The organism is Pseudonocardia sp. Cha107L01, assembly GCF_052566575.1.
Window position 1 is genome coordinate 8653618 of record NZ_CP199579.1, and the last position, 20048, is coordinate 8673665.

Here is a 20048-nt window from a genome sequence, read left to right on the forward strand (position 1 = left end):
GCAGTAAAGCTCAAGTCTAGGTCCGCGCCACTGAGTGGGTGCCGCCCGGGCGCCGTGCACCCAGCGTCGCGACCGGCACACCCGCTGGTGAGCGGACAAACCCGTCCCAGGCAACACGGCCGGAACACCGTGCTGACACAATTCCCCGGGCTGTCGAGGTAGTACTAGGAGGAGTGTCGAGAGTGTCGTTCCTGATCCGGGTGCAAGTCCCGGACCGGCCAGGCATGCTCGGCGCGATCGCCACCGCGCTCGGGCACGCCGGGGTCGACATCCTCGGCGTGGACGTCGTCGAGCGGGCCGATTCGGTAGCGGTCGACGACCTCGCTGTCGAGATGCCCAGCGGCCGGCCACCGGACGTGCTGATCACAGCCGTGGAGTCGATCCCCGGTGTGCACGTGGAGTCGGTTCGCCCGCACACCGGCAAGCTCGACACCCACCGCGAGCTGGAGCTCATCGAGGAGATCAGCGCTAACCCGGAGCGCGGCCTGCAGCTGTTCGCCGACGGCATCCCGCGGATCTTCCGGGCCGGCTGGGCGCTCGTGGTGATCCAGGAGGGCCGGCGGGCATACCGGCTGGCGGAGAGCCAGGCGTCGCCGGAGACCAGGGCCGGCAGCCTTCCCTGGCTGCCGCTCACCAAGCCGATCGTGCTCGATCCGGCGGTGCACTGGGCGCCCGAGCCCTGGTTCGAGCTGGACACCGAGCTGGCCGCCGCGCCGTTCGCCGGGCCGGACCGGGCGCTGGTCGTCGGCCGCCCCGGCGGTCCGGCCTTCCGCGCCTCGGAGCTGGCTCGGCTCAACCACCTCGGCGGGATAGTCTCCACGATCCTCGGCCCGACGTAGCCCCGGCCGGGCTCGCAGCGGCGCTCAGACCTTGATCGCCAGCGCGCTCTTGACCAGGTCCTCGTTGCCGGTGGCCAGCCACTTGTCCGGGCGCACCAGGACGTCCTCGAACCCGATGCGGGTGTCGATGCCGAGGCGCAGTGCGTACTCCAGCACCGGCCAGGCGCCGTCCTCCTCGCCGTGCAGCAGTACCGGCACCCCGAGGTGGCCCAGCGTGCGCAGGATGCGGACCGCTTCGGCGACCGCCGTGTCCGGCCCGCTGACCGTCGGCTCGGCGACCACCCGGATCGTGCCCGGCGGCACTCCGACCTTGCGCAGGGTGACCGCGTCCGCGGTGGTCCAGACGCCCAGTTCGAGGCCGATGCCCAGCGAGTAGGCCGCGGCGCAGACCTCCCGCCAGCCGAGGTCGTGCACGTTGACCGCGATCACGTCCGGCTTGCCGGCGCCAAGGCGGCCCCAGGCGATGACCGCGTCGACCCGCAGCCTGGGATCGGGCTGCACCCAGCGCGCGGCCGGGACACCGACCTCCATGCCGGGGACCTCGGCGTGGATCGCGGCCACCGCGTCACCGACGTGCAGCGGCTCCAGCGTCTCCAGCCCCTTCGGGCAGCGCGGATGCACATGAACCGAGGTGACGCCGTAACGCGCCACCGCCCGCGCGTCGCGCGCCAGGTAGTACGGCGTCACGGGCAGCGCGGGGTGCGCGTCCGCTGGGCGCGCACCGTTCAAACATCCTTGCAGCACCGACGTGACCTCCCCGACTTACTCAGATTAAGCCACTAACGGCCGTAATGGGTTACTTCGAATTGCTGGGCTTTGTTATTCCGAACGGGCTAGTTCCCGTGCCGCGTCCGGGCCCTGTTGCAGTAAAACGGTGAAACCGGCCTCGTCCAGCACTGGAACGCCCAGTTCAAGGGCCTTCTCGTGCTTTGTGCCCGGTGCCTCCCCGACGACCACGAACGCGGTCTTCTTGGACACCGACCCGGCGGCACGACCACCCCGTGAGGTGATGGCCTCCTTGGCCTCGTCCCGCGAGTAGCGCTCGAGGCTGCCGGTGACCACGATCGACAGGCCTTCCAGGGTGCGGGGTACGGATTCGTCGCGCTCCTCGGCGAGCCGCACGCCGGCGGCCCGCCACTTGGCCACCACGTCGCGGTGCCAGTCCACGGTGAACCAGTCCCGCACGGCCGCCGCGATCGTCGGGCCGACACCGTCGACCGCCGCCAGCGCCTCGACGTTGCGGGCTGCCCGCTTGGCCGGCGCGACGTCTTCGGCGGCGGTGTCCGACTCGGCCGCGTCGGGCTCGGCCGCGTCGGGCTCGGCCGCGTCGGGCTCGGCCGCGTCGGTCTCAACGGCGTCGGCGGACGTGTCCACGGTGGTGGGCTGGCCGGCGGCGGCCGCCTCGATCGCGTCCAGCGAGCCGAACTCCCTGGCCAGCGCCTGTGCGGCGGTCGGCCCGACGTGCCGGATGGACAGCCCGACCAGCACCCGCCACAGCGGTGTGTCCTTCGCGGCCTCCAGGTTGACCAGGAGCTTGCGCGCGTTGGCGGACAGCTCGCCGGCCTTGGTCCGGAACAGCTCGACGCGCTGCAGGTCGTCCTCGGTGAGTGAGAAGACGTCGCCCTCGTCGGTCACCACCCCGGAGGTGAGCAGCGCGGCCGCCGCCTCGTAACCGAGCACCTCGATGTCGAACGCACCCCGGCCGGCCAGGTGGAACAGCCGCTCGCGCAGCTGCGCGGGACAGGACCGCGCGTTCGGGCAGCGCTGGTCGATGTCGGCTTCCTTCTGGCGCACCAGCTCGGTCCCGCACTCCGGGCAGTGCGTGGGCATGACGAACTCGCGCTCGTTGCCGGTACGCACGTCGACCACCGGGCCGAGCACCTCGGGGATCACATCGCCTGCCTTGCGGATGACCACCCGGTCGCCGATCAGCACGCCCTTGCGGCGCACCTCGTCAGCGTTGTGCAGCGTGGCCATGCCCACCGTGGACCCGGCCACCACCACCGGCTCCAGCACCGCGAACGGGGTGACCCGGCCGGTGCGGCCCACGTTGACCTGGATGTCGTTCAGCGTGGTCGTGACCTCCTCGGGCGGGTACTTGAAGGCGATCGCCCAGCGGGGGGCCCGGGAGGTGGAGCCGAGCCGGCGCTGCAGGGCCACCTCGTCGACCTTGATCACGATGCCGTCGATCTCGTGCTCGATGTCGTGGCGGTGCTCGCCCCAGTACGCGACGTGCTCGACGATCTCCTCGACGCCCCGCTTGATCACGGTGTGCTCGGAGACGGGCAGGCCCCAGGCCCGCAGCGCGTCGTAGGCCTCGGACTGGCGAGCCGGCGCGAAACCCTCGCGCTTGCCGAGGCCGTGGCAGATCAGCCGCAGGTTCCGGCTGGCGGTGATCCGGGGGTCCTTCTGCCGCAGCGAACCGGCGGCGGTGTTGCGCGGGTTGGCATACACCGGCTTGCCCGCCTCGACCATCAGCGCGTTGAGCGCCTGGAAGTCCTCCAGCCGGAAGTAGACCTCGCCGCGCACCTCGACCAGCTCCGGCACCGGGAACTGCTCGGTACCGGTGAGCTGCTCGGGCACCTCGTGCAGGGTGCGCATGTTGAGCGTGACGTCCTCACCGGTGCGCCCGTCCCCCCGGGTGAGCGCACGGGTCAACTTGCCGTTCTCGTAGAGCAGGTTGACCGCGAGACCGTCGATCTTGAGCTCGGCCAGGTAGTGCAGCTCGTGACCGACCTCCTTCTCCACTCGCTCCACCCAGCTGCGCAGCTCGTCGGCGGAGAACGCATTGTCCAGGCTGAGCATCCGCTCGAGGTGGTCGTGCGCGATGAACTCGGTGGCGAAGCGGCCGACCACCCGCTGCGTCGGCGACTCCGGCGTGATCAGCTCGGGGTACTGCTCCTCGAGCGCCACGAGCTCGCGCCACAGCGTGTCGAACTGCCCGTCCGACACGACCGGCGAATCCAGCACGTAGTAGCGGAACTGGTGGTCGGCGATCTCGGTGGCCAACCGGGCGTGCCGCTCCCTGGCCGGCCCGGGTGCCGGCTCAACCGAGGGCACGGTCGCGGTGCCCTCGGGACCGGGGTCGGCTGCCATCACGGGGCCAGGTTAGCGGGGTACCCCGACAGTCGGCCGGCACCACGCGTGGTGATCAATCCCATGCGCCGGACGGCAGGTCGTGGCTCAGGCGGCCGGGACCACGTAGCCGCGCGGTGCGGAGACCGCGTCCAGCGGCACGATCTCCTTGCCCAGCGGAACCAGGGAGACCGGGATCAACTTGAGGTTCGCCCAGGCCAGCGGGATGCCGATGATGGTCACCGCCAGGCAGATCGCGGTCACCAGGTGCCCCAGAGCCAGCCACCAGCCGGCGACCACGAGCCAGATCACGTTGCCGATGGTGGACGCGGCGCCGGAGTGCGGGTGGTGCACCAGGGTGCGCCCGAACGGCCACAGCGCGAAGTTGGCGATCCGGAACGAGGCCAGCCCGAACGGGATGGTCACGATCAGCAGGCAGCACAGCACCCCGGCCAGCACGTACCCGGCCGCCGTCCAGAACCCACACAGCACCAGCCAAATCACATTCAGCAGGGTCCGCATGGCTCCATGGTGCCACCGTCGGGCGCGCGGTGTCGGGTCTGGCGCCGGGGGCGCGGCCGTGGTCGCCGGATCGGCCGGGTCGTGGGTCTGTTCCGCATATATATGCGCAGAGCAAAGGAGCGCGCGCGCTCCTTCTGGCGCCCCGCGCCCCGCGCCCGGCGCCACGCCCCGCGCCCGGCGCCACGCTCCGCGCCGAGAGCTCAGCCGAGCAGCTCGTCCACCGCGCCGAGCAGGGTGAGCACCGAGCGCTCCTTGGCCGCGTGCCCCATCAGACCGATCCGCCAGGCCCGGCCGGCGAACTCGCCGAGGCCACCGCCGACCTCGATGCCGTGGCGGTCCAACAGCGCGCGGCGCAGCGGTGCCTCGTCCAGCCCGTCCGGCAGCGTCGTGGCCGTCAGCTGCGGCAGCCGGTTGGCCGCGTCCGCGATCAGCCCGAAGCCGCGCTTGGCCAACCCGTCCTGCAGCTTGCCGCCCACCGAGGCGTGCCGCGCCCAGACCGCCTCGCGGCCCTCGCCCAGCAGCCGGCCCAACCCGGCGTGCAGCGAGTACGCCATGGTCGAGGACGCGGTGTGGTGGTAGCGGTGCGACGACCCCAGGTAGTACTCGTGCAGCAGCCCGAGGTCGAGGTAGAACGAGCGGATCGGCTCGGTGCGGGCCCGCAGCACGTCCACCGCGCGCGGTGACAGGGTCACCGGGGCCAGGCCGGGCGGCGCGCCGAGGCACTTCTGGCTGGCCGAGTAGCAGGCGTCGATCTTCCAGTCGTCCACCCGCAGCTCGGTGCCGCCCAGCGCGGTCACCGCGTCCACCAGCAGCAAGGTGTCCGTGTCGGCCAGCGCGGCCAGCGGCGCGATGTCGTTGCGCACGCCGGTGGAGGTCTCCGCCGCGACCGTCGCGAGCAGCCGGGCGCCCGGGTTGGCGCGCTGCGCGGCGAGCAGGTCGGCCGGGTCCAGGGCCGTGCCCCAGGGTGCCTCCACCCGGACCACCTGGGCGCCGCCCCGGCTTGCCACCTCGCAGAGCCGCTCACCGAAGTACCCGTTGACGCCGATGATGGCCGTCTCGCCGGTCTGCAGCAGGCTGGCCAGGCACGCCTCCATGCCGGCCGAACCGGTGCCGCTCACCGGCAGGGTCAGCTCGTTGGCGGTGCCGAACACGGCGCGCAGCCGCTCGGAGATCTCCGCCATCAGGGCGAGGTAGTCCGGATCCAGGTGCCCGAGCACCGGGCGCCCGAGCGCCTCGATCGCCTCCGGGTACGGGTTGGACGGGCCGGGTCCGAGCAGCAGGCGATCGGCGTGCGCAGTCACGGGAATGGAGCCTACGACGGGCGGCGGCGCGGCACCCGTCGGGAGGGCGTTACCCAGACGTAGCGACTTCACGTGCGCAATTGATGGCTCGACAGCTCTCGCTGGGTAAAGATGACCACCGTGAGTCGTTCAGTGAAACGTTCCGCCAAGCCGCGCACCGGAGGCAACGGGTCGAAGTCGAGGCCGCCCGCCGTGACACCGAACGGTGACCCGGCCCTCTTCGACGGCTACTTCCAACCGGACCGTGCCCACCCGGACGCGTTCGACGAGATGTTCGACTCGGACGGGACGGTACGGACCCCGTACCGCGCTCTGCACGAGGCGATCGCGCCGACCGCCGCCGCCGACCTGACCGCCCGGTCGGAGGCCCTGGACCGCGCCTACGCCGACCAGGGCATCACGTTCTCGCTGTCCGGGCAGGAGCGGACCTTCCCGCTGGACATCGTTCCCCGGGTGATCGCGGCATCGGAGTGGACCCGGCTGCAGCGCGGCATCGTGCAGCGGGTCAAGGCGTTGGAGGCGTTCCTGGCCGACGTCTACGCGGACGCGCAGATCGTGCGCGACGGGGTGATCCCGCGCCGGCTGGTCACCAGCTGCCAGCACTTCCACCGCGCGGCGGCTGGCATCGTGCCGCCGAACGGGGTGCGCATCCACGTCGCCGGCATCGACCTGGTGCGCGACGAGGAAGGCACCTTCCGGGTGCTGGAGGACAACCTGCGCTGCCCGTCCGGGGTGTCCTACGTGATGGAGAACCGGCGCACCATGGCCAGGGTGTTCCCCGACCTGTTCACCCGCCAGCGGGTGCGCGCGGTCGGCGACTACGCCAGCCACCTGCTGCGCGCGCTGCGGGCGGCGGCGGCGCCGAACGCGGCCGACCCGGTCGTCGTGGTGCTCACTCCAGGTGTGTTCAACTCCGCCTACTTCGAGCACTCGCTGCTGGCCCGGCAGATGGGCGTCGAGCTGGTCGAGGGCCGCGACCTGTTCTGCCGGGACAACATCGTCTACATGCGCACCACCGAGGGCGAGCAGCAGGTGGACGTGATCTACCGGCGCCTTGACGACGAGTTCCTGGACCCGATGCAGTTCAAGCCGGACTCGGTGCTCGGGGTGGCCGGGGTGCTCAACGCCGCCCGGGCCGGCCACGTGGTGATCGCCAACGCGGTCGGCAACGGCGTCGGCGACGACAAGCTGGTCTACACCTACGTACCCACGATGATCCAGTACTACCTCAACGAGCGGCCGTTGCTGCCCAACGTCACGACGTACCGCTGCTGGCTGACCGACGAGCGCACCTACGTGCTCGACCACCTGGACGAGCTGGTGGTGAAGCCGGTGGAGGGGTCCGGTGGCTACGGCATCCTGTTCGGCCCGATCGCCACCTCCCGCGAGCTCACCCACGCCCGCCGGGAGATCCAGTCCGACCCGCGCGGCTGGATCGCCCAGCCGGTGGTGCAGCTGTCCACGGTGCCGACCAAGGTGGCCGACCAGCTCTCGCCCCGCCACGTCGACCTGCGCCCGTTCGCGGTGAACGACGGCGACGGGGTGTTCGTGCTGCCCGGCGGGCTGACCAGGGTGGCACTGCCCAAGAACAGTCTGGTGGTCAACTCCAGCCAGGGCGGCGGCAGCAAGGACACCTGGGTGCTGGCCGGCAAGTCCTCCGGCGGGGACCGGGAGCTCGGCGGGGCGGGGCTGTCCAAGTCCCCGCCGCCGTCCTCGCCGGCCGCCGAACACGGACCCGAGCTCACCGCCGGCCAACAACAGCAACAACAGCAGCAACAACAGCAAAGGACTCGCTGATGTTGGCCCGGAACGCCGAGTCGCTGTACTGGATCGGCCGCTATGTGGAGCGGGCCGACGACACCGCACGCATCCTCGACGTGTCGGTGCACCAGCTGCTCGAGGACGCCACGGTGGATGCGGACACCGCCGCCCGCGTCCTGCTCAGCGTGCTGGGCGTCGAGCCGGAGAGCGACGAGCCGCTGGACGCCTGGTCGCTGACCGAGCTGGCCGGCTACTCGACCGAGCACGCCGGCTCGATCGTGGCATCGGTCGCCAGCGCGCGGGAGAACGCCCGCGGCGCCCGCGAGGTCGTCTCCACGGAGATGTGGGAGTGCCTGAACGCGACGTTCAACGCGCTGCCGGAGCGACAGAGCTACGCCCGTTGGGGTGGCCCGCACGCGTTCTTCGCCTACGTCGAGGAGCGGGCCGCGATGTTCCACGGGTTGGCCGCCTCGACCATGAGCCGTGACGACAGCTGGCGGTTCCTGCTGCTCGGCCAGTCGGTGGAGCGGGTGGACATGGTGGTGCGGCTGCTGCTGTCCCGGGTGTCGGACCGGATGTCCTCGCCCGGCTGGCTGACCGTGCTGCGCTCGGCCGGCGCGCACGACACCTACCTGCGCACCTACCGGGGCGTGCTGGATGCGGGGCGGGTGGTGCAGTTCCTGCTGCTGGACCGGCTGTTCCCGCGCTCGGTGTTCCACGCGATACACGAGGCGGAGAGCTGCCTGCAACAGCTCGACCGGCGGCCGACGGTCCGGATCGGCGCCAAGCACGAGGCCCTGCGGCTGCTCGGCCGGGCGCGCAGCGAGCTGGAGTTCCTGCGCCCGCAGGACCTGCTCGACGACCTGCCGGCGCAGCTCGGCGGGCTGCAGGAGTGCATCCGGGAGGTCGGCGAAGCGGTGTCCCTGCAGTATTTCCACTCCGCGCCCTGGGTGGCCTGGACCGCACCGGAGGTGTCGTAGTGCCCGCCGAACGAGGTTCCTTGCCCGGATCCGGTGATCCAGCTGGATGCAGCGCAAGGCGGAGGCGGGGGCCGATACCGCTGTTGTATCGGGCCGCGGCTCCAACGCGGCGGGGCGCCAGCTGGGCGCCGGAGACGGGTAAGACGACCTCGTTCGGGGGGCACTAAGTGGGTTGGCGGATCAGAGTGGTGCACTCGACGGGTTACCGGTACTCGGGGACGGTCACCCAGTCCTACAACGAGGTGCGGCTGACCCCGCGCGGCGACAGCCGGCAGAACGTGATCGTGACCAGGGTGGAGACCGTGCCGGCCACCCGCGCGTACCGGTTCACCGACTACTGGGGCACCGTCGTCACCGCCTTCGACCTGCACGCCCCGCACACCGAGCTGGAGGTGGTGGCCACCTCCGTGGTGGAGACCGGTGACGCCGCCCCGGTCAACCGCAACGCCAGCTGGGAGGAGGTCACCAGCGAGAAGGTCTCCGACCGGCACACCGAGATGCTGGAGTTCTCCAACTACGTGTCCGCCGACCGCGGGCTGGGCAAGGTGGTGGCCCCGATGCGGCGCAGCCACAAGCCGTCCGATGCGGCGCTCGCCGCCTGCAAGTGGGTGCACGAGAACCTGCGGTACGTGCCGGGCAGCACCGGGGTGCACACCTCCGCGGTGGAGGCCTGGCAGGCCGGCGAGGGGGTCTGCCAGGACTACGTGCATCTGACGCTGGCGCTGCTGCGCCAGATGGGGATCCCGGCCCGGTACGTGTCGGGCTACCTGATCCCCAAGGAGGACACCGAGGTCAAGCAGACCGTGCGCGGTGAGAGCCACGCCTGGATCGAGGCCTGGACCGGTGGTTGGTGGGGCTACGACCCGACCAACGACGTGCCGATCGGCAACCGCCACGTCCTGGTCGCGATGGGCCGGGACTACGCCGACGTCTCGCCGATGAAGGGCATCTACACCGGCGGCGAGGCGGAGGCCCTCGACGTCACCGTGGACATGACCCGGCTGGCCTGAGGTCACCGCGGAATGCGCTAGGAAGCGGACCAGCTCTCCGGCGGCTCGACGAAGGCGCGACCCAGCTCGCGGCACTGGGTCATGGCTTTGACGGCCCACTCCGGGCTCGCCCCGGCCAGCCCGCAGGCAGGGGTGGGAACCACCAGCTCGGCCAGCCGGGTACGGGTGAACCCGACCCGGTCGGCCAGCAGGAGCGCCGGGCGGGCCAGCTCACGCAGCGTGCGCTCCGGCTCCGGCCGGGTGGTGGGGACCAGCCCGAGCAGCAGTGGGATGCCTTCGTCCCAGGCCTCACCGATCGCGTCCAACGCGGCGGTGTGCGTGCCCATCAGGCTCGCGTCGAACGCGAGCGCGCCGGCCCCGGCGCCGCGCAGCAGGGCGATCGGGGCCTTGGGTGCGCAGCAGTGCACGATCACCGGCTCGGGCAGGGCGTCGATGAGATCGCGCAGCACCTGCTGCGCCTCGGCCTCGGGCACCGCCGCGACGGTGCCGAACCCGGACGGGGTGGGCAGCGACCCGGCCAGCACCGCCGGCAGGCTCGGCTCGTCCAGCTGCACGGTGACCTGGGCACCGGTGCGCTTGGCGACCTCGGCGACGTGCCTGGACAGTCCTTCGGCCAGGCTCGCCGCGAACTCACGGCGGGCGCCCCGGTCGGTGAGCACCCGGTGCCCGTTGCGCAGCTCGATCCCCGCGGTCAGCGTCCACGGCCCGGCGGCCTGCACCTTCACCCAGGCCGGCGCGGCGGCATCGAGCACCTCCTCGAGCGCGTCCAGGTCGGTGCGCAGCAGGTCGACGCCGCGCCGGTGCTCACGACCGGCGCGCGAGGCGACCCGATAGCCGGACGGCACCAGCTCAGTGGCCAGGTCGACCAGCATGGCGGCGGTGCGGCCGATGATGTCGGCGCCCACCCCGCGCGCCGGCAGCTCCGGCAGGTAGGGCAGGTCCGGCAGCTCGCCGGCGACGGTGCGTGCTGCCTCCAGCGGGTCGGTGCCGGGTAGGGATCCGATTCCGGTGGCGGTACCGGGCGACCAATGCGGCGTACTCACAGCCGGGTGTCTACCAGGCTTGGCCGCGACACCCAACCGCCGCGGGGCGGTCGGGTGTCGCGGTCGGTCTCGCGCTCGGGTGTCGCGGTCAGGCTCGCGGTCAGGTCTCGCGCTCGCTCAGCCGAGCCGGCCGAGCGCCACGTCCGTCCGCTTGGCGACCTTGGACAGGCCACCCCGCCAGTAGAAGCCGACCGGGTGGCCCGAGGCGTCGGCGACCAGGCCCACGGCGCCGGTGCCCAGTCCCTCGTCGTCGGCGCCGCGGGAGTCCTGGGCGTGCGGCGAGACGGTCGAGTCGACGACCTTGACCAGCCACTCGTCGGCGCGTTGCGGGTTGTGCACCGGCGCGCCCAGCACGATCATCACGTGCCCGGTGTCGCGGGTCTTCGAATCCGGGGTGGCCAGCCAGGCGATCACGTCGCCGGGCAGCAGCGCGGAGACGGTGGACACGGAACGCCACGGGTCGCCGCCACCGGCCTGGCGCAGGTGGTGCTCGAAGTCCTGGGCGAGCGGGCGGCCGGAGGAGGCGGTGACCGGCAGTGCGCGGAACGCGGCCGGCGCGGCGCGCTTCAGCGCGTAGTCCAGGAAGCCGGAGCAGTCGTAGTAGAACTCGCCCTTGGCGGCGTTGACCTCGGTCTCGTGCTGGTACTGGGTATCGCGCATCGCCGCGAGCTCGCGGCGGGCCTCGGCGAGCAGTGCCGCCCGGCCACCGCCGGACGCGGCGGCCAGCGCGCTCTGCTGTGCCATCGGTACCCCTCCCTGCGCGTGCGCGCGCCTCGGTTCGGCGCGGCCGGCGGCCAGGCCCAGTGCGAGGACCGCCACCACCAACCACACCAGCACCGTGACCAGCCGGGCGGCCGGTCGCGGCAGCCGCCGTGTCGTGCTCCGGAACGACCAGCCCGCCATTGGATTCCCCTCTCGCCACAGACACGTTGATCGTGACGCGGCACGGGGCAACAGACGATCGTGCTGACCCCCCGGACCTCGGGAGCCAGCCCAGCGGCCCGGGTAGGGATCTCCCCCTCGGGAGGCCGAGGGGATCACGCGCCGGTCGCCCGGCGGGCAGCTCAGGAGCGCTCGTGCGCCCAGTCCCGCAGCGTGGTGTTGAGGATCTTCGTCCCGTTCGGGCCCGACGTGGTCGGCATCTCGTCGATCACGTGCACCAGGTCGGGCACCTTGAACTTCGCCAGCGTCGCGGCGCACCAGTCGCGCAGCTCACCCGGGGTGGGCGGGGTACCCACCGCGCCGGGGTCGGGCACCACGAAGCCGATCGCCCGGGTGCCGCCGTCCGACCCGGCGATGCCCACCACCTTGGCGATGTCCACCCCCGGGTGCTCGGCCAACCGGGTCTCGATCTCCGACGGGTCCACCAGGAACCCGCGCAGCCGCAGCGCGTCACCCATCCGGCAGGTGTAGACGAACACCCCGTCCTCGACCAGGTAGCCCAGGTCGCCGCTGCGGAACCAGCCGTCCTCGGTGAACGAGCGCGCGGCCGCCGACGGGTTACCGAGGTAGCCCTCGACGACGTTCGGCCCGAGGAACTGCAGCTCGCCCTCCCGCTCGGCGGGCAGCACCGCACCGGTCTCCGGGTCGGCGGCGCGCACCTGGATCTCCGGGGTGACCACCCGGCCGCCGCCCTCCCAGCGGCGCGGCGCCGGCTCGTCGGCCGGCCACATCGAGGTGAGCGCGAAGACCTCGGAGGAGCCGTACACGCCGGCGGTCGAGGTGCCGAACGAGTCCGCCGCCCACCGGGCGAGCTCGGGGACCCGCCCCTGGAAGCTCGCCGCGCCCCACCACCGCCAGCTGGACAGGTCCCTGGGGCGCGCCCGCCAGGCCCGTTCGAGGCGCAGCCCGAGGTCGTCCCCGCCGACGACGTGGCTGACCCGGTGCAGGGCCATGTCGTCCAGTACCGCGTCCGCGTCGAAGACCGGCTCGAGCAGCACGGTCGCACCGCCGGCCAGCGCGGCCATCGCGGCGCTGAACCCGTAGGTGCCGGCCAGTGGCACCCCGCAGAGCAGCACGTCGCCGGTGGCCAACCCGATCGCTGCGGCGCCGGCCAGCGCGTGCCGCAGTACCCCGGTGCCCGAGTGCGCGGCGAGCTTGGGCCGGCCGGTGGAGCCGCTGGTGGTGAACGCCACCGCCAGCGCGGCCGGGTCGGACGGGGCGGGTTCCGGTGGCCGCCCGGACGGCCGGCTCGGGGTCCACGCGCCGGCTCCCAGGTCGTAGTCGGCCAGCTCGGTGCCGGCCAGCTCGGTGCCGGTCAGCTCGGCGTCGGTCGACTCGGTGCCGGCCAGCTCGGTGCCGGTGTCCGCCGGGGCCGGGCCGAGGACGACGGCCACCGCGGGGGTGGGTGCCGCGCTGCGCCGGGCCGCCGTGACGAGTCGTTCCCGCAGGTCCAGCCCGTGGAACCCGTGCGCCACCGCGACCAGCCGGGGCCGCGCGCTGTCCAGCAGGTGGGTGACCTCGTCGACGTTGTACCGGGTGTTGACCCCGATCACGTGCGCACCGAGGGCAGCGGCGGCGAACTGCCAGCACAGCGCATCCGACCAGTTCGGCAGCCACACCGCGACGCAGTCACCGCGACCGACGCCGGCCCGGGCGAGCTCGTCGGCCAGCGCGAGGGTGCGCCGCCACAGCTCGGCCCGCGACACCACGATGGCCCGCCGGTCGGCCGCGACGTCGATCACCGCGGCGGCGAGGGCGTCGCGGCGGACCAGGCGGCCGAGCAGGTCGGGCAGATCGCGGGGCGGGTCGTCCTGGCCGGCGGTGCTCACCCCGAACCCGGATACCCCGAACCCCGACACCACCGACGGCTCAGCGGATCGTGGCCGAGCCGAGCACGATGTCACCGGCCGGGTCGGAGCGGTACAGCGCGACCGCCTGACCGGGCGCCACGCCGCGCAGGGGCTCGCGCAGGTGTACCCGGAGCAGTTCGCCGTCCAGCTCGGCCACCGCGTCAGCCAGTCCGCCGTGTGCCCGTACCTGCGCCACGCACTCCACCGCGCCCACCGGCGCCCGCCCGGCCGCCCAGACCGGCCGCTCGCCGACGATCTCGTGCACGTCCAGCGCCTCGGAGGGGCCGACCCGCACGGTGCCGCTGACCGGCTCGATGCCCAGCACGTAGCGGGGCCGGCCATCCGCTGCCGGCTGGTCCACCCCGATGCCCTTGCGCTGGCCGACGGTGAACCCGTGCACCCCGGTGTGCTGGGCGAGCACGGCGCCGCTCAGCGCGTCCACCACCGGACCGGGGCGGGCGCCGAGCCGCTCGGTGAGCCAACCGGCGGTGTCGCCGGTGGGGATGAAGCAGATGTCGTGGCTGTCCGGCTTGGCCGCGACGGCCAGGTCCCGCTCGGCCGCCTCCGCCCGGATCCGGGCCTTCGGGGTGTCCCCGACCGGGAACATCGCGTGCGCCAGCTGCTCGGCGGACAGCACCGCGAGCACGTAGGACTGGTCCTTGCCGGCGTCCACGGCGCGGCGCAGCACGGCCGTCCCGTCCGCCTGGTGGCTCAGCCGGGCGTAGTGCCCGGTGCACACCGCGTCGAAGCCCAGTGCCAGCGCCTTGTCCAGCAGCGCGGCGAACTTGATCTTCTCGTTGCACCGCAGGCAGGGGTTCGGCGTCCGGCCCGCCGCATAGTCCGCGACGAACTGGTCGACGACCTCCTCGGCGAAACGGCCGGCGAAGTCCCACACGTAGAACGGGATGCCGAGCACGTCGGCGGCCCGGCGGGCATCGCCGGCATCTTCCTTCGAGCAGCACCCCCGGGAACCGGTGCGCAGCGCGGCGGGTGTCTCGGCCAGTGCCAGGTGCACACCGACCACGTCGTGCCCGGCCCGCACCGCGCGCGCTGCCGCGACCGCCGAATCCACCCCGCCGCTCATCGCGGCCAGTACTCGCATGATCGGTTACCGCCCGGTGGCCGCTGTGTTCGCCAGTGTCTGCCGGCTGCCCGCGTGGCCGGCGCGGCGGGCCCGTTCCACCACCGGGCCGATCGCGCGGGCCACCGCGGCGACGTCGGCGTCGGTCGAGGTGTGTCCCAGCGAGAACCGCAGCGAACCGCGCGCGGTCGCCTCGTCGGCACCCATCGCCAGCAGTACGTGACTCGGCCGGGCCACCCCGGCGGTGCAGGCCGAGCCGGTCGAGCACTCGATGCCCTGCGCGTCCATCAGCATGATCAGGCTGTCGCCCTCGCAGCCCGGGAAGGACATGTGCGCGATACCGGGCAGCCGACACGGGCCGCCACCGACCAGCTCGTGGCCCCAGTCGCCGTTCAGCGTCGCCTCCGGCACCGCCTCGAGCACCTTGCGGACCAGCTCGTCGCGCAGCCCGGCCAGCTCCGCGGCGCGGTGTGGACCGTCGGCGCCCGCGTGCCGGACGGCCACCGCGAGACCGACCACCGCCGGCACGTTGAGCGTGCCCGACCGCACGTCGCGCTCCTGGCCGCCGCCGTGCAGCAGCGGCGTGCACTCCGCGTCGCGACGCAGCAGCAGCGCACCCTGGCCGTAGGGGCCGCCGAGCTTGTGCCCGGTCAGGGTCAGTGCGTCCGCGCCGCAGGCGGCGAAATCGACCGGCAGCACGCCGACCGCCTGCACCGCGTCGGTGTGCAGCGGTACGTCGAACTCGTGCGCGATCTCACTCAGCGCCTCGATGTCGTTGACCGTGCCGACCTCGTTGTTCGCCCACATCACGCTGACCAGCGCGGTCCGGCCGGCGCCGGCGGCGAGCGCGGCGCGCAGCGTCTCCGGGCGGACCCGGCCGACCTGGTCGACCGGCAGTAGCTCCAGCTCGGCGCCCTCGTGGGTGACCAACCACTCGGCGGCCTCGAGCACCGCGTGGTGCTCGATGGCGGACACCAGCAGCCGGGTGCGGCGCGGGTCGTCGCCCCGGCGAGCCCAGTAGATGCCCTTCACCGCGAGGTTGTCGCCCTCGGTGCCGCCGGCGGTGAACACCACCTCGGACGGCCGGGCGCCGACCGACGCGGCGATCGACTCCCGCGCCTCCTCCACCGCACGGCGGGCCAGCCTGCCGGCGGAATGCAGCGAAGAGGCGTTGCCGGTACGTGACAACGCCTCGCTCATCGCGGCTGCCGCCTGTCGCAGCATCGGCGTGGTGGCGGCGTGATCCAGGTACGTCATGTCGACAGTCAGGTTAGCTCCCCGGCGGCCCGGCGTCTTGTGGGGCGCACTCCCCCTCAGCTCGACCGGCCCGCTCGCGGCGGGGGCTCAGGCGGCCGAGGGCAGCGCGGCCGGCCGCCGCACCGACGCCGGGGCCGGTACTCCGGTGGCCGCCGCGATGGCCAGCTCGGCCCGCCGCGCCAGCTCGCGCCGGTCCAGTCCCGGCACCGGCAGCAGCGGTGGCAGCACCGCCACCTCGAGCACCAGCTCGGGCAACCGGGCCACCCGCAGCAGCGAGTCGACCAGCGTGTCCTCGCCGATGAACGCGCCGACACCGGTGCGGGAGCCGTCGGCCAGCCGCATCCCCAGCGCCACCGGCCGGACCGGTACACCGGCGTCCAGCGCGGCCTGGAACCCGGCCCGGCGGAACACCCCGGTGGCGGCGCCGCACCACGTGGTGCCCTCGGGGAACAGCCCGACCGCGGCGCCGGCCCGCAGCGCGGTGGCCGCCTCCGCCACCACCGACGGCAGCGCCCGCAGGCCGGCCCGGTCCACGAACAGCGTGCCGGCCCTGGCCGCGACCGTGCCGACCAGCGGCCAGTCCCGGATCTCCCGCTTGGCCACCATGCGCATCGGCTGCACCGCGCCGAGCGCGAGGATGTCCAGCCAGGACAGGTGGTTGGCCACCACGAGCACGCCGCCGCCGAAGTCCGGGACGCCGCCGGGTTCCCGGGCACCTGGCTGATCAGCGCCCAGCTGATCGGCGCCCAGCTCGTCGGGGGTGAGGTCGAACCGGTCCGCGCCGGTGTGCACCAGTCGCACCCCGATCACCGCCAGTACGGCCCCGAACATTCCGCGCAGCACCCGCAGTCGCCGCCGGGTACCCACGACCGGGAGCACCGCGGCCAGCACGGCGGTGGTCAGTACGAGCACGACCAGCCCGGTCAGCCGCGCCGCCACCCGCAGCGGGCCCACCTCGGCCAGCTCGCCGGCGGCGGGCAGGCAGTCCGGGGTGCACGGGGAGGCCGGTGCCCAGGAGTGCCCGGGACGCGCGCCGACCGGCAGCAGCACCGGGTGCACCGGCGCGGGCGACGCCGGCGTCAGTGCCGCGGCGGGCGGTGCCGGCTGGACCACCGCGGCGGGCGATGCCGGCTGGACCGCCGCGGCGGGCGATGCCGGCATCACCGCCGGAGCGGGCGAGGCCGGCTGGACCGCCGGAGCGGGGGGCGCCGGCGTCACCGCCGGAGCGAGCGAGGCCGGCTGGACCGCCGGAGCGGGGGGCGCCGGCGTCACCGCCGGAGCGAGCGAGGCCGGCGCGGGCGGGGCGGTCATGCCCCGCCGCCCAGGAAGAAGCGCAGGTAGCGGGGGTCGATCCGGTCCAGTGGGAGCAGGATCAGCAGGTCCGCCACGCCGAACTCCGGATCATGCGCGGGCGGCCCGCACACCCAGGCACCGAGGCGCAGGTAACCGCGCAGCAGCGGCGGGATCACGGTGCGCGCCGGGCTCGGCACCGCCGCCCAGTCCCACGGGTGCAGCGGCGTGACCCGCAGGTCGGGCGGCGACAGATACCTGGCCTGTGCCGCGTCCCACACGCCGCGGGCGAGCCCGCCGCCGTCGGCCAGCGGGATGCTGGCGCAGCCGGTGAGGTGCGAATGCCCGGTCAGCAGGAGGTACCGCGCGATGCCGGCCCACACCAGGCTGACCACCGCGCCGCTGCGGTGGTCGGGGTGCACGCAGGAGCGGCCGGCCTCGACCAGGGAGGGACGCAGGCCGGCGAACGCGGTCAGGTCGAACTCCGTGTCGGAGTAGAGCCCGCCGGCGGCCCCGGCGCGCTCCGGGGGCAACATCCGGTAGGTGCCGACGATCTCCCCGGTGCGGTCGGCCCGCACCACGAGGTGGTCGCAGTGCTCGTCGAAGCTGTCGATGTCGCGCCCGTTCTCAGGGTCGCTCAGGGTGGCGCCCAACTCCCCGGCGAAGACTTGGTAGCGGAGCCGCTGCGCGGCTTCGACGTCGGCATCGTTCCTGGTCAACAGCAGCGAGTAACGCGAGGTAGGCCCGGTCTGCTCGGTCGCTGGGGTGCTCACCAGCAGCTGCGACTGCGTCATGCCCCACGGTTTACCCGCCGTGTGGAACGGGAGCCCGGACCCGCACTGGCCGCGCGATGGCAAGCGAGTGAACGCTCAGCCGGGGCACGACCACCGCGCCCGAACGGACCAGCCCGTCACCCCGCGTCACCGACCCCACCGGCGGCCCCCGCACCGGGCCCCCGCACCGCCGGCCCCCGCACCGCCGGCCCCCGCACCGCCGGCCCCCGCACCGCCGGCACACGGCGCACACGGCGCACACGGCGCACACGGCGCACACGGCGCACACGGCGCACGGCACACGAGCCTGTTGTTACCGAGCTGCACAGCAGACCGGTTTGATCATGGTCCAACCTGCCTCGTGTGCAGCTCGGTAACAACCGCCGCACGGCGCGCCGCGGCGCGCCACGGCACCGCACGGCACGGCACGGCACGGGCCTTGCGCGCTGGTCCGGTACACGTCACGGGGCGAGCCGGGTCGCGAAAGGGGCCGGCACCCGAAGGCACCGGCCCCTGTGGTGTCGTGCTCTCGCTCAGCTCTTGCGCTTGGTGATCGCCTCGGTGAGCTGCGGGGCGACCTTGAACAGGTCGCCCACCACGCCGAAGTCGGCGATCTCGAAGATCGGCGCCTCGGCGTCCTTGTTCACCGCGATGATCGTCTTCGACGTCTGCATGCCGGCCCGGTGCTGGATCGCGCCGGAGATGCCCAGCGCGATGTACAGCTGCGGCGACACCGTCTTGCCGGTCTGCCCGACCTGGAACTGGTTCGGGTAGTAGCCGGAGTCGACAGCCGCACGGGACGCGCCCACCGCCGCGCCGAGCGAGTCGGCCAGCGCCTCGATCACCGAGAAGTTGTCCGCCGAGCCGACGCCACGGCCACCGGAGACCACGATGGAGGCCTCGGTGAGCTCCGGGCGGTCGCCACCGACGATCGGCTCCCGGCTGGTCACCGAGGCATGGCGACCGGACAGCTCCGGGATGTCGACGGTCTCCTCGGTGCCCGCGCCGTCGGCCTGCTCGGACTCCACCGCGCCCGGCCGGACGGTGATCACCGGGTGCTCGGTGTTCGCCTTGGCGGTCACCACGAACGCCCCACCGAAGATGGAGTGCTGCGCGGTGCCGTCAGCACCGACCCCGACCACGTCGGTGAGCAGCGCGGAGTTGGTGCGGACCGCGAGCCGGCCGGCGATCTCCTTGCCGTCCGCGCTGGCCGCGATGAGCACGGCCGCCGGGGACGCCGAGGAGACCAGCGACTCCAGCACCGCGACCTCGACGCCGCCCAGGTACTTCTCGACCTCGTCGGACTCGGCCACGTAGATCTTGGCCGCGCCGTAGGACTTCAGACTGTCGGCCAGCTTGCTGGCGGTACCGGGTGCACCGGCCACCACCGCTGACGGCTCACCCAGCTCACGGGCCGCGGTGAGCAGCTCGTAGGTCACTTTCTTGATCTCGCCGTCCGCATGGTCGACGAGGACCAGAACCTCACTCATGTTCGTTCTCCTCCTTCGGCGATGCGGGTCAGATGATCTTCTGGCTGACCAGGTACGCGGCGACCTTGTCGCCACCGTCGCCCTCGTCCTCGACCTTCTCGCCACCCGACTTCGGCGGCTTCGGCGCGGCCTCGGTGACCGAGGTCAGGGCGTTCGCCAGGCCGACCTCGCTCGCGTCGATACCGGCGTCGGCCAGGGTCAGCGAGGTCACCGGCTTCTTCTTCGCCGCCATGATCCCCTTGAACGACGGGTAGCGCGGCTCGTTGATCTTCTCGCCGACGCTGACCAGTGCGGGCAGCTCGGCGGTCAGCTTGGTGACGCCGTCGTCGGTGCCCCGGGTCACGGTCACCGTGGTGCCCTCGACGGCGAGCGCCTGCGCGTGGGTCAGCGCGGGGAGGCCGAGCACCTCGGCGACCATCGCCGGCACCGCGCCGGTGCGTCCGTCGCTCGCCTCGTTGCCGGCGATGACCAGGTCGTAGCCCTCGACGGTGCCGATCACCTTGGCCAGTGCCTTGGCGGTCTGGACGGCGTCCGAGCCGTGCAGCGCCTCGTCGGAGAGGTGTACGGCCTTGTCCGCGCCCATGCTCAGCGCCTTGCGTATCGCCTCGGTGGCGCGGGCGGGCCCGACGCACACCACGGTGACCTCACCGTCGTGCGCCTCCTTCAGCAGTAGAGCGGCCTCCACCGAGCGCTCGTTGATCTCATCGATCACCGCGTCGGAGGCTTCTCGATCAAGCGTGTGGTCTGAGTCGGTCAGCGTTCGCTCGGAATAGGTGTCCGGCACCTGCTTGACCAGTACGACAATGTTCATCGGTCCGCTTCGACCTCCTGCCT

The 20048-nt window shown here is 73.0% G+C and carries 17 protein-coding genes; 4 read left to right on the top strand and 13 right to left on the bottom strand.

The genetic code is table 11. From position 1 onward, the window contains the following. Positions 1 to 182 precede the first annotated feature (182 nt). Positions 183 to 839, top strand: a complete 657-nt coding sequence (locus tag ACTXG6_RS40865) for an ACT domain-containing protein (RefSeq protein ID WP_445184659.1) — start codon at positions 183 to 185, stop codon at positions 837 to 839. A 24-nt stretch (positions 840 to 863) separates the two neighbouring features. Here the strand turns inward: ACTXG6_RS40865 and ACTXG6_RS40870 are convergent, their stop codons facing one another. The 4 genes from ACTXG6_RS40870 to ACTXG6_RS40885 all read right to left on the bottom strand — a co-directional run bounded on the left by ACTXG6_RS40870 (position 864) and on the right by ACTXG6_RS40885 (position 5737). Next, a complete protein-coding gene (locus ACTXG6_RS40870) occupies positions 864 to 1583 on the bottom strand; it encodes a 3-keto-5-aminohexanoate cleavage protein (RefSeq protein ID WP_445184660.1) in 720 nt (239 codons plus the stop codon). Positions 1584 to 1658: 75 nt separating this feature from the next. Further along, complete coding sequence (gene ligA, locus ACTXG6_RS40875) at positions 1659 to 3935, bottom strand: NAD-dependent DNA ligase LigA (protein ID WP_445184661.1); 2277 nt, start codon at positions 3933 to 3935, stop codon at positions 1659 to 1661. Between the two features lie 87 nt (positions 3936 to 4022). After that, complete coding sequence (locus ACTXG6_RS40880) at positions 4023 to 4436, bottom strand: YccF domain-containing protein (protein ID WP_445184662.1); 414 nt, start codon at positions 4434 to 4436, stop codon at positions 4023 to 4025. Between the two features lie 200 nt (positions 4437 to 4636). Then, positions 4637 to 5737 (bottom strand): pyridoxal-phosphate-dependent aminotransferase family protein, encoded by a 1101-nt coding sequence (locus ACTXG6_RS40885; RefSeq protein ID WP_445184663.1) that lies wholly within the window; start codon positions 5735 to 5737, stop codon positions 4637 to 4639. 111 nt (positions 5738 to 5848) lie between these two features. Here ACTXG6_RS40885 and ACTXG6_RS40890 point away from each other — a divergent pair, with 111 nt between their 5' ends. The 3 genes from ACTXG6_RS40890 to ACTXG6_RS40900 all read left to right on the top strand — a co-directional run bounded on the left by ACTXG6_RS40890 (position 5849) and on the right by ACTXG6_RS40900 (position 9488). Next, a complete protein-coding gene (locus ACTXG6_RS40890) occupies positions 5849 to 7534 on the top strand; it encodes a circularly permuted type 2 ATP-grasp protein (RefSeq protein WP_445184664.1) in 1686 nt (561 codons plus the stop codon). Then, the gene (locus tag ACTXG6_RS40895; protein ID WP_445184665.1) at positions 7534 to 8478 is read left to right on the top strand and encodes an alpha-E domain-containing protein; all 945 of its coding nucleotides are present in this window, start codon (positions 7534 to 7536) and stop codon (positions 8476 to 8478) included. Before ACTXG6_RS40890 ends, ACTXG6_RS40895 begins: the two co-directional genes overlap by 1 nt. Before the next feature lie 185 nt (positions 8479 to 8663). Beyond that, the gene (locus ACTXG6_RS40900) at positions 8664 to 9488 is read left to right on the top strand and encodes a transglutaminase family protein (RefSeq protein WP_445184666.1); all 825 of its coding nucleotides are present in this window, start codon (positions 8664 to 8666) and stop codon (positions 9486 to 9488) included. 17 nt (positions 9489 to 9505) lie between these two features. Here ACTXG6_RS40900 and ACTXG6_RS40905 read toward each other — a convergent pair whose 3' ends face one another. From ACTXG6_RS40905 to ACTXG6_RS40945, 9 genes are all read right to left on the bottom strand, one after another. Continuing rightward, a complete protein-coding gene (locus ACTXG6_RS40905) occupies positions 9506 to 10531 on the bottom strand; it encodes a methionine synthase (protein ID WP_445184667.1) in 1026 nt (341 codons plus the stop codon). Positions 10532 to 10648: 117 nt separating this feature from the next. Next, positions 10649 to 11434 (bottom strand): hypothetical protein, encoded by a 786-nt coding sequence (locus ACTXG6_RS40910; RefSeq protein WP_445184668.1) that lies wholly within the window; start codon positions 11432 to 11434, stop codon positions 10649 to 10651. A gap of 161 nt (positions 11435 to 11595) precedes the next feature. After that, the gene (locus ACTXG6_RS40915) at positions 11596 to 13335 is read right to left on the bottom strand and encodes an AMP-binding protein (RefSeq protein WP_445184669.1); all 1740 of its coding nucleotides are present in this window, start codon (positions 13333 to 13335) and stop codon (positions 11596 to 11598) included. Between the two features lie 7 nt (positions 13336 to 13342). Next, positions 13343 to 14425, bottom strand: coding sequence for a tRNA 2-thiouridine(34) synthase MnmA (gene mnmA / locus ACTXG6_RS40920; RefSeq protein WP_445184670.1), 1083 nt, complete (start codon positions 14423 to 14425; stop codon positions 13343 to 13345). A 6-nt stretch (positions 14426 to 14431) separates the two neighbouring features. Beyond that, on the bottom strand, positions 14432 to 15661 hold the full coding sequence (locus tag ACTXG6_RS40925) for a cysteine desulfurase family protein (protein WP_445184671.1): 1230 nt from the start codon (positions 15659 to 15661) through the stop codon (positions 14432 to 14434). Positions 15662 to 15748: 87 nt separating this feature from the next. Continuing rightward, positions 15749 to 16972, bottom strand: coding sequence for a lysophospholipid acyltransferase family protein (locus ACTXG6_RS40930; protein WP_445184672.1), 1224 nt, complete (start codon positions 16970 to 16972; stop codon positions 15749 to 15751). Beyond that, complete coding sequence (locus ACTXG6_RS40935) at positions 16969 to 17745, bottom strand: GNAT family N-acetyltransferase (RefSeq protein ID WP_445184673.1); 777 nt, start codon at positions 17743 to 17745, stop codon at positions 16969 to 16971. The genes ACTXG6_RS40930 and ACTXG6_RS40935 overlap by 4 nt, the downstream gene beginning before the upstream one ends. 512 nt (positions 17746 to 18257) lie before the next feature. Continuing rightward, the gene (locus ACTXG6_RS40940; RefSeq protein ID WP_445184674.1) at positions 18258 to 19214 is read right to left on the bottom strand and encodes an electron transfer flavoprotein subunit alpha/FixB family protein; all 957 of its coding nucleotides are present in this window, start codon (positions 19212 to 19214) and stop codon (positions 18258 to 18260) included. 28 nt (positions 19215 to 19242) lie between these two features. Further along, a complete protein-coding gene (locus tag ACTXG6_RS40945; RefSeq protein ID WP_445184675.1) occupies positions 19243 to 20025 on the bottom strand; it encodes an electron transfer flavoprotein subunit beta/FixA family protein in 783 nt (260 codons plus the stop codon). Positions 20026 to 20048 lie beyond the last annotated feature (23 nt).

Coding starts and splice junctions, on each gene's coding strand:
- ACTXG6_RS40940 (WP_445184674.1), bottom strand. CDS start 19,214: ATGAGTGAGGTTCTGGTCCTCGTCGACCATGCGGACGGCGAGATCAAG.
- ACTXG6_RS40925 (WP_445184671.1), bottom strand. CDS start 15,661: ATGACGTACCTGGATCACGCCGCCACCACGCCGATGCTGCGACAGGCG.
- mnmA (WP_445184670.1), bottom strand. CDS start 14,425: ATGCGAGTACTGGCCGCGATGAGCGGCGGGGTGGATTCGGCGGTCGCG.
- ligA (WP_445184661.1), bottom strand. CDS start 3,935: ATGGCAGCCGACCCCGGTCCCGAGGGCACCGCGACCGTGCCCTCGGTT.
- ACTXG6_RS40910 (WP_445184668.1), bottom strand. CDS start 11,434: ATGGCGGGCTGGTCGTTCCGGAGCACGACACGGCGGCTGCCGCGACCG.
- ACTXG6_RS40930 (WP_445184672.1), bottom strand. CDS start 16,972: ATGACCGCCCCGCCCGCGCCGGCCTCGCTCGCTCCGGCGGTGACGCCG.
- ACTXG6_RS40945 (WP_445184675.1), bottom strand. CDS start 20,025: ATGAACATTGTCGTACTGGTCAAGCAGGTGCCGGACACCTATTCCGAG.
- ACTXG6_RS40935 (WP_445184673.1), bottom strand. CDS start 17,745: ATGACGCAGTCGCAGCTGCTGGTGAGCACCCCAGCGACCGAGCAGACC.
- ACTXG6_RS40880 (WP_445184662.1), bottom strand. CDS start 4,436: ATGCGGACCCTGCTGAATGTGATTTGGCTGGTGCTGTGTGGGTTCTGG.
- ACTXG6_RS40890 (WP_445184664.1), top strand. CDS start 5,849: ATGACCACCGTGAGTCGTTCAGTGAAACGTTCCGCCAAGCCGCGCACC.
- ACTXG6_RS40895 (WP_445184665.1), top strand. CDS start 7,534: ATGTTGGCCCGGAACGCCGAGTCGCTGTACTGGATCGGCCGCTATGTG.